The organism is Phytohabitans sp. LJ34, from assembly GCF_052068095.1.
In the GTDB taxonomy this organism is placed as follows: Bacteria; Actinomycetota; Actinomycetes; order Mycobacteriales; family Micromonosporaceae; genus Phytohabitans.
The window spans coordinates 26,711-40,992 of sequence record NZ_JBQHDG010000027.1 but is presented as its reverse complement, the minus strand read 5'-3'; the positions used below and the strand labels follow the sequence as shown (position 1 = coordinate 40,992).

The 14,282-nt window shown below is 72.0% G+C and carries 9 protein-coding genes; 2 read left to right on the top strand and 7 right to left on the bottom strand.

Annotation, left to right across the window (positions count from 1 at the left end):
- Positions 1-807: 807 nt before the first annotated feature.
- The 4 genes from ACTMTJ_RS37645 to fdxA all read right to left on the bottom strand — a co-directional run bounded on the left by ACTMTJ_RS37645 (position 808) and on the right by fdxA (position 8,963).
- Positions 808-4,143: a S8 family serine peptidase gene (locus ACTMTJ_RS37645; RefSeq protein ID WP_441223487.1), complete on the bottom strand. Its 3,336-nt coding sequence runs from the start codon at positions 4,141-4,143 to the stop codon at positions 808-810.
- 123 nt (positions 4,144-4,266) lie between these two features.
- On the bottom strand, positions 4,267-7,356 hold the full coding sequence (locus ACTMTJ_RS37640) for a putative bifunctional diguanylate cyclase/phosphodiesterase (protein WP_441223486.1): 3,090 nt from the start codon (positions 7,354-7,356) through the stop codon (positions 4,267-4,269).
- Between the two features lie 177 nt (positions 7,357-7,533).
- Positions 7,534-8,634: a succinyldiaminopimelate transaminase gene (gene dapC, locus ACTMTJ_RS37635; RefSeq protein ID WP_441223485.1), complete on the bottom strand. Its 1,101-nt coding sequence runs from the start codon at positions 8,632-8,634 to the stop codon at positions 7,534-7,536.
- Positions 8,635-8,636: 2 nt separating this feature from the next.
- Positions 8,637-8,963 carry a ferredoxin gene (gene fdxA / locus ACTMTJ_RS37630; RefSeq protein WP_441223484.1) on the bottom strand — a complete coding sequence of 109 codons (327 nt, stop codon included), beginning with the start codon at positions 8,961-8,963 and terminating at the stop codon, positions 8,637-8,639.
- A gap of 101 nt (positions 8,964-9,064) precedes the next feature.
- Between fdxA and ACTMTJ_RS37625 the strand changes: the two genes are divergently transcribed.
- Positions 9,065-10,018 carry a GNAT family N-acetyltransferase gene (locus ACTMTJ_RS37625; protein WP_441223483.1) on the top strand — a complete coding sequence of 318 codons (954 nt, stop codon included), beginning with the start codon at positions 9,065-9,067 and terminating at the stop codon, positions 10,016-10,018.
- Here the strand turns inward: ACTMTJ_RS37625 and ACTMTJ_RS37620 are convergent.
- From ACTMTJ_RS37620 to mshB, 3 genes are all read right to left on the bottom strand, one after another.
- Positions 10,015-10,479, bottom strand: a complete 465-nt coding sequence (locus ACTMTJ_RS37620) for a hypothetical protein (protein ID WP_441223482.1) — start codon at positions 10,477-10,479, stop codon at positions 10,015-10,017. The two genes, ACTMTJ_RS37625 and ACTMTJ_RS37620, sit on opposite strands and share 4 nt — an antisense overlap.
- Before the next feature lie 78 nt (positions 10,480-10,557).
- Positions 10,558-11,064 carry a hypothetical protein gene (locus tag ACTMTJ_RS37615; RefSeq protein WP_441223481.1) on the bottom strand — a complete coding sequence of 169 codons (507 nt, stop codon included), beginning with the start codon at positions 11,062-11,064 and terminating at the stop codon, positions 10,558-10,560.
- Between the two features lie 7 nt (positions 11,065-11,071).
- Positions 11,072-11,917, bottom strand: coding sequence for an N-acetyl-1-D-myo-inositol-2-amino-2-deoxy-alpha-D-glucopyranoside deacetylase (gene mshB, locus ACTMTJ_RS37610; RefSeq protein ID WP_441223608.1), 846 nt, complete (start codon positions 11,915-11,917; stop codon positions 11,072-11,074).
- Positions 11,918-12,060: 143 nt separating this feature from the next.
- Here mshB and ACTMTJ_RS37605 point away from each other — a divergent pair, with 143 nt between their 5' ends.
- On the top strand, positions 12,061-14,175 hold the full coding sequence (locus ACTMTJ_RS37605; protein ID WP_441223480.1) for a prolyl oligopeptidase family serine peptidase: 2,115 nt from the start codon (positions 12,061-12,063) through the stop codon (positions 14,173-14,175).
- Positions 14,176-14,282: the final 107 nt, after the last annotated feature.

The window sequence follows — 14,282 nt, the reverse complement described above, 5'->3', positions numbered from 1 at the left end:
TCGCGGCCACATTCGAGGCAGAATTTTCCCAGGTCCGCGTCAGCGGCAGACCGTATGCTCCCGCGGGCACCGCTCCCGGCCGGCGGCTCGCGGGCGAGCCGAAACCCCCGGCCGTCCGCTGCCGGGTCCGCGCGACAAGCCCCAGATCCGTTCGCGGCAGCCGCAGGCCCCTACCGCCGGCATCCTGACGTAGCGTTACCAGCGTCGGCGGCCACACCAGCTGCGGCGGTTACTCGTGGTGACGGCGTGGCTGTCCGGTCCGTTGCCGTCGCTTTGGTAAGGGGCATTGTGGACAAACGAGACGTGCACGGCACCACCCGGGGTGTGCGTGACGGGTGAGGCTGCTCCCGCGGCCTCGCCCGTCCGCCGCTGGTCACGCTCACCCCGCCCGGCCGCGCCCGGCCGCGCAGAGCCCGGCCGGACGGTGTGCTCGTGGAGCCCTTTGCTCTGCTTCCCCATAGTGGGCACCCGCCCAAAGCCATGGCCCCGCCGACCGCCTCCTATAAGGGAGCAGAGCAAAAGGGCTCCACGAGCACCTCACCTACCCCCGGGCCACCGGACCTACCCCCCGGGCCACCGGCCCAGGGGACGGCGGGCGACCTGGACGCGCAGACGGACAGCGCGACCGCAAAAAAGGGGTCGGCGCGACCTACGGCGGACGGGTGAGGCCGCGGGAGCAACGGCCTGGACCACAGCGGACGTCGCGGTAGCTCAATGAAAATGCCACGAAGCCACGCCGCTGACGGTCTCTGGATTGGCCCGCGGGACGCTTCCCTCGGGCCCGGAGGCCCGAGGGAAGCGCTCAACTCACTTCAGCCGGTACGCGTGGATGACCGTGTGCGTCACGGTGTTGCCGCTCGCGTCGCGCGAGCTGGCCCGCAGCGAGACGAACTCGGAGCCGCTCGGGTGCCGCACCGAGGCCACCCATCCGCCGCCCTCGCGGCGCAGCTGCGCCTTGTGCCAGGTCTTGCCGTCGTCGTAGGACACGTCGACGGTCAGCGACCTGACCCCGCCACCGGGGGCGCCGGGCTGGCGCTGCACCGTGACCGGGATCTGGAACGGCCGGCCCGCCGGCGCGGCGTTGTCGGCGTCGAGCCGCGGCGCGAACCGCACCACCGACAGCGGCAGCTTGGCGAAGACGTCCTCGCCCGGCACGTGCGCCGACCGGAACGTCCACACGCCGCGCGTCTCGGTGTTCAGGTCACCGATGCCGCGTGTGCTGGCGACCTCCAGGCGGTAGCCGGCCCGTGCCGGCGGCACCTCGAACTCACCGCAGCCCGCGCAGTCCAGCTCGCCGACGAGCTCGCCGCCGCTGTACAGGGCGGTGCGGGCGGTGTCGGTGCGCGAGAATCCCGCGTGGCCGGCCCGGTCGCTGTAGAGCGGCAGGTCGACGACGATCAGGTCGCCGGTGCGGCTGGCCCACTGGTGCGGCCACCGCGGCGCGGGCAGCGCCGGGCCGAACGGTCCGGTGTGCCACACGTCCCGGTACACCTGGCCCGGCCGGTACGTGACCGGGGCCTGGAAGAGGACCTCCTGGATCTCCGGGAACTCGTCGGGGTCTTCGCTCGGCTTGCTGACGTCGAGCTCCGGCGCCCACCGGACGCCCTTGGTGTAGAAGTACTCCGTGCGGCGGCTCGGCAGGTCGGTGGGAAGGACGATCGCCGACGCGCCGTTGTCCGGCTCCAGCACCGGGAAGATCAGCCGCTCACCGGACAGGCCCTCGGCGGCGCCGCCGAACTCCTGCCGCACGGTCGCCAGGTCGCCCTTGCGCACGTGCTTGACGTATCCGCTGGGCATGCGCCCGGCGAAGCCCTCCGCGACGCCGTAGAAGAACGGGGAGTCGGCGAAGCCGGTCTCCGGTTCGCCCTTCGCCCACTGGCTCGCGATCGACGCAAAGAAACCCTGCCCCGGCGATCCGATGTGGAGCGTGTTGAGCTCCTTGAACGAGCTGGCCCACAGCGTGACGCCGTAGCCGAACTCGCCCTGGTCCTGGGTGAACGAGACGTCGACCAGCGCGGGCACCGCCGTACGCTCGGGCACCGTCGTACGGACCGGCTTGCCCTTGCGCGCGTCGAAGGTGACCGAGACGTCGCGCGTCACCTCGAACACCGGCTGCACCTGCACGGACGAGGCCGCCTCCACGTCCTCACCCCGTGAGGTGAAGATCGTGGCCGACAGGTTGTAGCGCCCCTTCGGCACGCGGGCGGTCGCCGTGCCGTCTTCGTCGCCCAGGTCGAGCCAGCTGAACTCGTCGAGCCCGAGCAGCGTGGCCGAGCCGAAGCCGGTCGGCTTGCCGTCGTGGTCGATGAGCGTCGCGGTCACGTTGTAGCTCTCCACCTCCTTGTGCACGCCCAGCGACGTGCGCACGACGGTGCTGCCGCCGGTGGCGACGAGCTGTCCGGAGTAGAGCCCGTCCGGCCCCTGCACCCGCGTGTCGGCGGTGACGGTCACCTGTGCCTGCCCGCCGGCCGGCACGGTCAGCGTGGTGGCGCTCGCCGTGAACAGACCGGCCGGAGCCGGCTCGCCCTCGGGACCGACGGCGGTGACGGCGAGGTCGAGCGTCACGTCGGCGGTGCCGCCGTTGCGGTAGGTGACGGTCTTGGCGACCGGCTCGTCGTCGTGGTGCGGCCAGATCGGCCGTCCATAGGAGACGCTGACCGGGTCGGTGGTCACCGCCTGGGTGATCGCCCGGCCCACGTCGACGCGGCCGGCACCCTGCTGGTACCCGGTGAGCGACGGGTTGGGCTTCGCCGACGCCGTGAGCGTGGCCTTGAGGCTGCCCGCCTTCCAGTCCGGGTGCTGCTGCGCCAAGAGCGCGGCCGCGCCGACGACGTGCGGGGTGGCCATCGAGGTGCCCGAGGCCCTTGTGTAGTGCTCGTCGACCGGCTCGTCCAGCAGCGTGCCGGCAGCCCGTGCGGCCACGATGCCGACGCCCGGTGCGGTGATGTCGGGCTTCATGCCCTCGTCGCCGAGCCGCGGCCCACGGCTGGAGAAGTCGGCCAGTTCCTCCGACTTGTCGACCGCGCCGACCGTGAGCGCCGCCTCCGCGCTGCCGGGCGACTCGATCGAGCCGTCGCCGTCGCCGCTGTTGCCGGCCGCGACCACGAAGAGCGTGCCGTGCTGTGCGGTCAGCGTGTTGATCGCTTCCTCGAGCGGGTCGATCTCCGGGGTGTCGCCACCGCCGATGCTGAAGTTGACGATCTTCGCACCCTTTTCGGCCGCGGCCCACTCCAGGCCGGCCAGCATCGCCGAGTCGCTACAGAAGTTGGTCTCGCAGACCTTGCCCGAGATCAGGTCGACGTCCGGCGCCACACCCTTGTACTTGCCGCCGGAGGCCGCGCCGCTGCCGGCGATGGTGGAGGCGACGTGGGTGCCGTGCCCGATGGTGTCGCCCGCTTCGGCCGCCTCGCTGAAGTTTCGCGAGTCGCTCACCTTGCCGGCGAGGTCGGGGTGGGCGGTGTCGACGCCGGTGTCCAGCACCGCGACGGTCACGCCCTCGCCCGTGTAGCCGGCCGCCCACGCCGCCGGCGCGCCGATCTGCGCCACGCTCTGGTCGAGCGAGATCTCGCGCTTGCCGTCGAGCCAGATCTTGTCGAAGCCCCGGCCAGCGGTCAACGTCGACCACAACTTCGGCGCACTGTCCTTTTTGGCCGCCACGGCCGCACCGTCCACAACCGACAGATGGCGGGTCACCGTGGCACCGGCGGCGGAGAGTGTGCCGGCGGCGGAACGCGCGCTCACCGCGCCGTAGCGCACGAGGAGCGGCAGCGTGTCACGCACGGCGTCGTGGTAGCCGGCGCGCACCAGCCCGCGCACGTCGAACAGGCGGCGGTCAAGCTTGCCGGAGCGGATGAGCGACGCGGCGTCGCTCGGGATCACGTAGAGCGAGTCGCGGTCGCGGTGCACCGTGAACCGCACCTTCGCACGGCCCTTGCCGGGCTGGACCGCGACGCCGTTGGCGACGGCCGACGCGAGCGTGATCCGGTCACCGGTAATCAGCGTCACGGTGACGCCCTTGCCCGACCGCGCGGCCACCCCGGCCGCGTCCGCGGCGCCCCGCGGCGCCGCCCACCCTGCCGGCGCCGCACCGAGCACGAGCCCGGTGGCGAGCGCGATGGCTAAGAACTTTCCTCGGAGTCGCAACGCAACCTCCTTCAGAGGCGTCTATATAGACGCCTGGCCCCGTTTCGATGGGGCCATCGTTGCATACCGAGTATGTATCTCGCAGCCCGGGAAAACCCCTAGAAAGTGTGAAGAGAAGCCTCGCTACGGGTTGGAGATCGCGGCGATCTCGGCGTCCGCGGTGTCGCATTCGAAGCGGAGCCAGCTCACCACCTCGTCCGGCGCGAGGGGCTGGGAGTAGAGGTAGCCCTGGCCGTACGGGCAGTGGATGACGCGGAGCAGGTCGCGGTCGGCCTCGGTCTCGATGCCCTCGGCCACGACCTCCAGGCTGAGCGTCTGCGCGAGCCGCACGATGCCGTCCACAATGGCCTGTTGCCGGGCGGAGGAGGCGACGGTGGCGGTGAAGGTCTTGTCGATCTTCAGCACGTCGATCGGCACCTGCTGTAGGTAGCTCAGCGACGAGAACCCGGTGCCGAAGTCGTCGATCGCGATCCGCACACCCATCTCGCGCAGCCCGGTGAGGTCGAGCCACACCTGCTCGTCGTCGCGGAGCAGCAGTCGCTCGGTGATCTCCAGCATCAGGCGCTCCGGCGGCAGGCCGGCGTCGGCCAGTGCCTTGCGGACCTTGTCGACGAAGCACGGCACCCGAAACTGGCGGGCCGAGACGTTGACGCTCACGTACGGCGTGCCGGGCCAGGTGGTCGCGGTCGCGATGGCCTGCTGGAGCACCCAGTCGCCGATCGGCTCGATCAGGCCGGTCTCCTCCGCCACGTCGATGAACTCGTCCGGCGAGACAAGGCCGAGAGTGGGGTGCCGCCACCGCACCAGCGCTTCGAAGCCGACCGTGGCGCCATCGGCGACGCCGACGATCGGCTGGTAGGCCACCGTGAAGTTGAGGTCGGCGACCGCCTGCTCCAGCGCCACCCGCATCTCGATCCGCTGGAGCACGGCTGTGTGCAGGGCCGCCTGGTAGCGCCGCCACCGGCCCTTGCCCGCGCCCTTGGCCAGCCGCAGCGCGAGGTCGGCTTGGCGCAGCAGCTCGTCCGCGTCGGACGCGTCGGCGGTGGTGGCGAGGCCGATGCTGGCCGAGCCGCTCACCGTCGCCTCACCAAGCCGGAACGGCTCGGCGAGCGCCGCCAGCAAGCCCGCGGCGATCTCCTCGGCGGCAGCCGCGTCGGCGACGCCCTCGATCACGGCCGCGAACTCGTCGCCACCGACCCTCGCGACGGTCTGTTGGTCGCTCAGGGCGGCCGCGATCCGCTCGCCCACCGCGGTCAACAGCTCGTCGCCCGCGGCGTGCCCCGAGGTGTCGTTGACCATCGTGAAGTCGTCGAGATCGACGAGGAGGACCGCGACACCGGTGCCGCCGGCGACCGCCTCGCGTACCCGGTCGTGGAAGAGCACCCTGTTGGGCAGGCCGGTCAGCGCGTCGTGCAGCGCCCGATGGCTCAGCTCGCGCTCCAGCCGGTCGCGCGTGGTCACATCGCGCATGGTGATCACCAGCCCGCGCACGGTGCGGTCGCGGCGCAGGTCACGGCAGCTCACCTCGACCTGCACCCGGCTCCCGCCCGGGTGTCGCAGGCTCCACTGTGTCCACTCGGTCGGCGGCGCCTGGCCGGAGCGGGCGAGATCCAGCGTCTGCTCCACGGCCGCGCGGTCGTCCGGGTGGATCACATCCCAGAGCATGGTGGAGTCGCCCGGCTCGACGCCGAGCACGGCGGAGGTGGACGGGCTGGCGTACCGGATTAAGTCGTCGTCGCCCACGATCAGGATCACGTCGGCGGTGCTCTGCACGAGCGTGCGGAAGTACGCCTCGCTGTGCCGCCTGTTGACCTCGTCGCTGAGCGAGATCCGTTCCAGCGCGAGCGCGGCCTGCCCGGCCAGCACCTCCAGCGCGTCACGCAGGCTGTCGAGGACGTCCGCGTCGGCGGACACGATGAGCGCGCCGAGGCGGGGCGCGCCACCGGCCGGTGAGTCGAGCACGAGCGGGCACATCACGGCGCTCTCGAAGCCACCCAACTGCTCGGCCAGGGCCGGGTGCAGCATCCGTACCCGCAGGACGCGGGTGCGGCGGGCGGCGGCCGCGCCCCGCGCGCCGTGCGGCACCACCGGCGGCACGACCGTGGGGCCCCAAATGCTCACCGCGGTGGCCGGCACGCCGTCGGCGTGGTGCATGGCGAAGACCAGCCGGTATCCGGTCTCCGGCGGGATCAGGCGGGCCACCGCGGCGCGCACCGCCCGGTTGACCTCGGCCGCGTCGGTCGCGGAGACGAGCGCCGCCATCGACTGGCGCATCCCCCGCTCGCGGCTGACCGCGTGCCGGTGCGCGAAGATCGAGTCGGTGAGCCGGATCAGCACGATCGTGAAGACCACTCCGGAGGTGATCGCGATCAGCGGTGCGTCGCGGATCTCACCGGCGACCGACTGGACCAGCAGCGCGGCAGGCGGCATCAGCGCGGCCGCGCCCAGCAACGCCAGCCAGAGCGACTTGACCTCGCCCCGCCGGGCGTCGACCGGCGCGGTCAGCCCGGTCATCGACGGGTGGAGTGCCGCCGCACCCCACGCGCTGTAGAAGACCCACCAGCCGATGTCGATCAGGCCACCGTTTTGGTAGGCACCGTCCAAACTGGTCAGACCGTAGAGGATGTCGGCGGTGAGTATGCCGGCCGAGCCGACCGCGAGCAGCACGACCGAGACGGTGCGCTGGTAGGTGGCGAACAGGCGCACCGTGATGGCGAAGACGATCAGGTTGCCCAGCGCGTACGCCGCCAGCGCCGACTTTTCGAAGGAGCTCACCGCCGGCGACCTGAGGTCGGGCCCGACGCCGAACACCCAGAGGGCCATCGCGCCGACGGTCGCGAACACGAGCAGGTCGAGCATCCTCGACCGATCGCGAATCGTCAGGCTCGCGCGGGTGAACCCGTAATAGCCGGCGACGATCAACGGAAAGACGCTCAGGTAGAGAATGTCGGCGAGAAGGGGCACCTGGTCCTGGTCGGCGGCGATATTGAAAACGAGGTCGCCGGCCCCGAAAAGGGCCATCCCACCGGCGAGAAACCACCACGGCAGCCGCCGCCGCGGCTGGTGTCGCACGGCGCCGGCCACTATCGCCCCGACGCTGCTGACCCCGATGGCGGCCCAGAAGTACAGGTGGAGGGAAGGAAGTGTGAACGCGCCAACGCCCAGGGCTGTCATCCACAGCCCGTAGTAGGTCATGACCCGTCGAGCCGACACGAGCCTCCCCTTCGCGGCCACCGGCGCGATGGACCTCCCCGACCGGTCCGTTGAACGTTGTACCAGTCGGTGAAGCGGTTCGCCATAGTCCGCGGACTATGCTTTTGCGCCGATCACGGACACATCCTCCCCGGACGAGGGGACGAGACCGTTACAGCCGGAAGACGCGAAAGTGACTCAGTTTTCCAGGCGCTCGGCCGCGGCCGCCACGCGCTCGTCCGTGGCGGTCAGCGCCACCCGCACGTGCCGCTCGCCCGCCGGGCCGTAGAAGGCGCCGGGGGCGACGAGGATGCCCCGCTCGGCGAACCAATCCACGGTGGACCATGAGTCGTCGCCCCGGGTCGCCCACAGGTAGAGCCCGGCGCCGGAGTGCTCGATCTCGAAGCCGGCCTTGACCAGCGCGGCACGCAGCACGTCTCGGCGGGCGGCGTAGGCGGCGCGCTGTGTCGCCGCGTGCTCGTCGTCGCCCAGCGCGGCCACCATGGCGGCCTGAACCGGAGCCGGGACGATCAAGCCGCCGTGCTTTCGGACGGCCAGCAGCTCGGACACGATCGCGGGGTCACCGGCCACGAAGCCCGCCCGGTAACCGGCGAGGTTGGACCGCTTGGAGAGCGAGTGCAGGGCCAGCACACCATCGAGCCGGCCGCCGCCGACCTCGGGCGACAGCACCGACACGGGCTCGTCTTCCCAGCCGAGCGTGAGGTAACACTCGTCGCTGGCCACCACCGCGCCCCGCTCGCGGGCCCAGTCGACGACCTTGCGCAGGTGGCCGGCGGGGACCACCTGGCCGGTCGGGTTGGACGGGGAGTTGACCCAGATCAGCTTGACCGGTGCGGGGCCGAGCGAGGTCAGCGAGTCGGTGCGTACCGGAGTGGCGCCGGCCAGGCGCACCCCCACCTCGTACGTCGGGTAGCACACCGTCGGGATGACCACCGTGTCACCCGGGCCGATGCCGAGCAGCGTCGGCAGCCAGGCCACCAGCTCCTTGGAACCGATGGTGGGCAGCACGCCAAGCCCCGCGACCGGTGTGGCACAGGTGCGGGCCACCCACTCGGCGATCGCGGCCCGCAGCGTGGGGGTGCCGGCGGTGGGCGGGTACCCAGGCGAGTCCGAAGCTGCGGCGAGCGCCTCCCGCACCAAGGGCGGCACCGGATCGACCGGGGTGCCCATCGACAGGTCGACGAGGCCGTCCGGGTGCTCGGCGGCGACCCGCTTGGCCGGCGCCAGCAGATCCCAGGGGAAGTCGGGCAGCCGCTCGGACAGGCGCCCCTCGGCCACGCTCAGTGCTCGGTCTCGCGCGGCGGCTGAGCGGCCACGAAGGTGGCGTCCTTGTCGACCTTACCGATCTTGGAGGCACCGCCCGGAGAGCCGAGATCCTCGAAGAACTCGTAGTTGGCCGCCGTGTAGTCCTTCCACTGCTCGGGCACGTCGTCCTCGTAGAAGATCGCCTCGACCGGGCAGACCGGCTCGCACGCCCCGCAGTCGACGCACTCATCGGGGTGGATGTAGAGCATCCGGTTGCCCTCGTAGATGCAGTCGACGGGGCACTCCTCGATGCATGCCTTGTCGAGCAGATCAACGCACGGCTCGGCGATGATGTAGGTCACGGGTCATCCTCTCCGCAAGCCACGCCGCTCTTATCCTGCGGCAGTAGGAGCCTAGTATCTCGGCCTAGAGACCTAGTATCTCGCCCTGGAGGGAGTGGTGCGTGCTCCGGCGTGCGGATGTGGGACACCGGGTTGTCGTGCGGCGAGTTGTCGGGATTCGCAACGATCGTCCGCTCTACTCGGACGCGCTCGGCGAGCTCGTGGAGATCACGGAGACCGATCTCACGATCGCGACGTCGAAGGGCCCGCTCCGCGTACCACTGAGTGAGATCCACCGCGCGAAACGGGTGCCCCCGACGCGGCGGCCGAATGCCACGGACGTCATCGCCCTCGAGCTCGCCGCCAACGAAGCGTGGCCGGCGCCGGTGCAGGAGCGACTGGGTGGGTGGCTGCTGCGCGCGGCCGGCGGCTGGACCGGCCGGGGCAACTCCGCGCTGCCCATCGGCGACCCCGACCGCCCCCTGGAGGCGGCGATCGACGCGGTCGAGCGCTGGTACCTGGCCCGCGGCGCGCAGCCCCTCGTCAACACGCCACTCCCACTGGCCGCCCCGGTCGGTGCGGCGCTCGACGCCCGCGGCTGGACCGCGCGCCCCCTCACGCTGGTGCAGACCGCGCCACTGCGGTCGATCCTGGATGCCACGGTGGCCCGCACGCGGGTCGACCTCACCCGCACGCCGTCAGACGGCTGGCTGGAGGTCGCCGCCGGCCGCAAGGGTGGCCTCCCGGACGCCGCGCGACACATCCTCACCGCGGTGCGCCAGGTCCGCTTCGCCCACGTGTACGACGACAGCGGCACCCTGCTCGCCACCGGCCGCGGCACGGTCACCGGGGAGGGCCGTTGGCTCGGCCTCGCGCTCATCGAGGTGGTGCCCGAGGCACGCCGCGGCGGCCTGGCCCAGGAGGTGATCGGCGCGCTCGCCCGCTGGGCCGCCGAGTCGGGCGCGAGCCGCGCGTTTCTCCAGGTCGAGGAGCGCAACGCGGCGGCGGTCGCGCTCTACGCCAAGCTGGGCTTCACCACCCACCACAGCTACCTGACCCGCGAGGCCCCAGGCTAGCGGCGCACGACGCGGCGAGGCTTGGCCAGCTTGGCTTCGGCGAAGCGCTTGAGGCCCTGCGAACGGTAGTCGAGGCCGAGCGCCACGAGGATCAGGAAGCCGACCAGCGAGCCGCCGATCGCGAAGGCGCTGTAGAGCCAGACCTGTGCGAAGAAGTCGCCCGCCCCGCCCTCGAACGGGGTGTCTCCACTGACGAACGGCCCCACGAAGACCGTGAGCAGCAGGGCGACGATCGCGGCCGCCCCGATGTCGGCGATCCACCGGCCGGCCGGGTGGCGGCGACCCCAGAGGAACGCCATGACGGCCACGGTCAGCCCGAGCACCACGAACATGCCCAGCGAGATGCGGTCTTGCGCCTCGCCGTCGTCGTTGAAACCGAGGCGGGCGACCAGGCGCGCCGCCACGTTGACCGCGAACAGCACACCCGCGAGCACGCCGACCGGCAGCCAACGGTCTTTCATCGCACACCCTCCCCAACGACAGGTGAACAGAACCTCGTCAGAGAGAGTAGTGCTCGAGTGTCCGCCGTCACACCCTCGTCAGCTGTGTGGTAGCTGCTTGTTTGCTGAGTACGGCGGCTGGGCGAGCACCAGGCGGAAGCCGACCACCGCGAAGGCGATCGAACCGGCCAGGATCATGGCCACACCGACCCAGCTGTTGCGGTCGACCACCGCGTCGCCCTGCGGCCCGACCAGCAGCAGGTCGCCCTCGGTCGTGCGCCCGGAGGCGGTCACCATCAGCACCAGCCAGGCGGCGGCCGGGAGGGCGATGGCCCACTTGCGGCCGACGGTCGTGTAGGCGAACCAGCCGAGCGCCAGATTGGCCAGCACGGTCGCGACCACGGCCGCGCCGATCAGGTGGCCGCCCAGCCGCAGCGGCGCGATCATGAGCTCCGCCACGGCGGTGACCAGCGCGGCCACTACGGCGATCACGCCGCCGGCCACCCGCAGGCCGGTCTGGAAGGCGCCGTCGAAGCGAGAAGGTGGTGGTGGCGTCTCACTCTGCGCGTCGCCGTCGACCGGCAGGCTCGGGGTGGACACGGTCATCGGAAACTCACGACGGGAGGCCGGCGAAGATGTCGCTCTCCCAGCCGTGCGGGCCGTCGCCGGGGCCCCGCTCGCCAGCGGCCAGCGTGTAGTACTCGACGCCCATGAACTCGCTGCCGAAGTTGCCGGCGATCGAGTACAGCCAGGAAGTGTCCGGGATCTGCGTGGCGTGCGCGCGCATCGCGGCCACCTTGGCCTCGTGCTGGTCGGTGGCGTCGATGCGGGCGGCGACCTCCTCGTCGGACGTGCCGAACGGGAAGTCTTCGACCTTGTCGATGCCGGCGAACGGGTTGTCACTCGACTGCGCGAACGCGTTGATGCCCGCTTCGAGCACGCTCTTCGGCACGGTGGTCCAGTAGATCTTGGCGGGCCCGAAGCCCTCGGCGGTGGCCAGGCCGGCCGCCCGCATCGCCACCCGGTGCGCCTGGATGTGGTCGGGGTGGCCGTAGAAGCCGTTTTCGTCGTACGTGATCAGGACCTGCGGGCGCACCTCGCGCATGATCTCCAACAGCTGGCCGGCGGCCTCGTCGAGGTCGGCCTGCCAGAAGCAGCGGGGGTGCTTGTTGGTCTCGAGGCCCATCATCCCGGAGTCGCGGTAGCGACCCGCGCCGCCGAGGAAACGGCGGTCGGTGACGCCGAGGGCGGCACAGGCGGCGTCGAGCTCGGCCAGCCGGTAGCCGCCCAGCTGGTCGGCCTCCGCGGCGGCGAGCAGCGCCAGCTCGGGCACGTGGATCTCGCCTTCCTCACCGAGCGTGCAGGTGACGAGCGTGATCTCCACACCCTGGGCGGCGTAGTGCGCCATCGTCGCGCCGGTGCTCACCGTCTCGTCGTCGGGGTGTGCGTGCACCAGCATGAGTCGTCGTGCCACGCGCGCCACTCTACGCGCGCGAGATTGCCGGGGTGCCGCGTGCCACGTCGGCCAGCGGAGACGGCGTTTACGTGCGGACACGCCGGGCATGGTCGGGCGGACGGATCACGCGGATTTACGATCCGTGGGTGGACTACCCGGAGCTAGCCGCCCGTACCCGGAGGTTTACCCGCGGAGCGCCGCGGGCCGTGACAGTCGCGAGCGACGGCTCGCGGGTGGTCTTCCTGCGCTCGCCCGGCCCGGAGGACGCGGCCGAGGCGCTCTGGGTGCTCGACGCCGAGACGGCGACCGAGCAGCTGATCGCCGAGCCGGCCGCCCTGCTCACCGACGGCCGCGGCGACCTGCCCGCCGAGGAGCGGGCGCTGCGCGAGCGGCTGCGGCTCTCCGCGAGCGGCATCGGGTCGTACGCGACGGACCCGGCCGCGCGGGTCGCCGCGTTTCCGCTCGCCGGCCGCCTCTTCCGCGCCGACCTGGTCACCGGCGACGTCGTCGAGGTCGCCACCGCCGGCCCGGTCGTCGACCCCCGGCCCGACCCCACCGGACGCCGCATCGGGTACGTGACGTCCGGCAACCTCCACGTCATCCACGCCGATGGCACCGACGCGATGCTGGCCGGCGAGGACGGCGACGTCACCTGGGGGCTCGCCGAGTTCATCGCGGCGGAGGAGCTGGGGCGCTTCCGGGGCTACTGGTGGGCCCCCGACGGGCGCTCGATCCTGGCCGCCCGCGTCGACGAGTCCCGGGTGCCTCGCTGGCACCTGCACGATCCATCCCGCCCGGAGGCGGCGCCGACCAGCGTCGCCTACCCCTACGCCGGCGCGGCCAACGCCGAGGTCACCCTCCACCTGCTCGACCTGGAGGGCGGCTGGGTCGACGTGCACTGGGACCGGGAGACCTACCCTTACCTGGTCTCGGTGCACTGGGCCGAAGGCGGTCCACTGATCACCGTGCTGCGCCGCCTCCAGCAGCACGGGCTGGTGCTCTCCGTCGACCCGCGTACCGGCGAGACCCAGGTGCACGCCGAGCTCGCCGACCCGCGGTGGGTGGAGCCGGTCGCCGGCACGCCCAGCCACCTGCCGGACGGCCGCGTGCTGGTCGGCGGCGAGCTGGCCCACGACGGATACGACGCGCGCTGCCTCTTCGCCGACGGCACGCTGCTCACGCCACCCTCGCTGTACGTGCGCCGCGTGGTCGGCCGCATGTCCGCCGGCGCCGGCGCGGGCTCGCCCGACCTGCTCGTGGAGGCCAGCGAGGGCGAGCCGAGCGAGCAGCACCTTTTCCGGGTACGCACGGCGATCGGCGCGGGCGGTGCCGAGATCCGGCCGCTGACCACCGCTCCCGGCTGGCACATGGGCGCCGTCGGCGGCGACTTGCTCGTGGTCGGCTCCGCCTCGCTCGACCGCGCCGGCACGCACTGGACGGTGTGGCGGGCGGGCAAGCAGATCGCCGAGATCACCTCCCACGCCGCCAAGCCGCCGTACGCGCCGCGCCCCATGCTGGAACGGGTCGCCGACCGCCGCCTGCCCGCGGCGGTGCTGTACCCCCGAAACCACGTGACCGGCCGCCGCCTGCCCGTGCTGCTCGACGTCTACGGCGGCCCGGGCCACCAGGAGGTGCTGGCCGCGCGCTCGCGATGGCTGGAGCGGCAGTGGTGGGCCGACGCCGGCTTCGCGGTGGTCACGGTCGACAACAGGGGTACACCGGGCGTCGCCCCCTCGTTCGAGAAGGTGATCCACCGCCGCGTCGCGGACGTGGTGCTCACCGACCAGGTCGACGCGCTCGGCGCGCTGGCCGGCAAGCACCCCGACCTCGACCTCGACCGCGTGGCGGTGCGCGGCTGGTCGTTTGGCGGCTGGCTGGCCGGCCTGGCGGTGCTCCGCCGCCCGGAGATCTTCCGCTGCGGCGTCGCCGGCGCGCCGGTGGCCGACTGGCGGCTGTACGACACCGCGTACACCGAGCGCTACCTGGGCCTGCCGAGCGAAAACGCCGACGTGTACGCCCACCACTCGCTCATCGAGATCGCCGCCGAGCCGGCCCGCGACGCCCGCCCGCTGCTGCTGATCCACGGCCTGGCCGACGACAACGTGGTCGCCGCGCACACGCTGCGCCTGTCCGCGGCGCTGCTCGCCTCCGGCCGCCCGCACTCGGTGATCCCACTGACCGGCGCGACACACATGGCCGCGGGCGGCATCGCCGAGAAACTGCTCCGCCTGGAGCTCGACTTCGTCCGCCGCAACCTCTAGAGAGCTTTCGCGGTCGGGGTTGGCGCGCTTGGCCACGATGCACGGTCAGACTCGAGACAGATTTCCCAGGTCCGCGTCAGCTGCGGACCGTATGCTCCCGCGGGCAC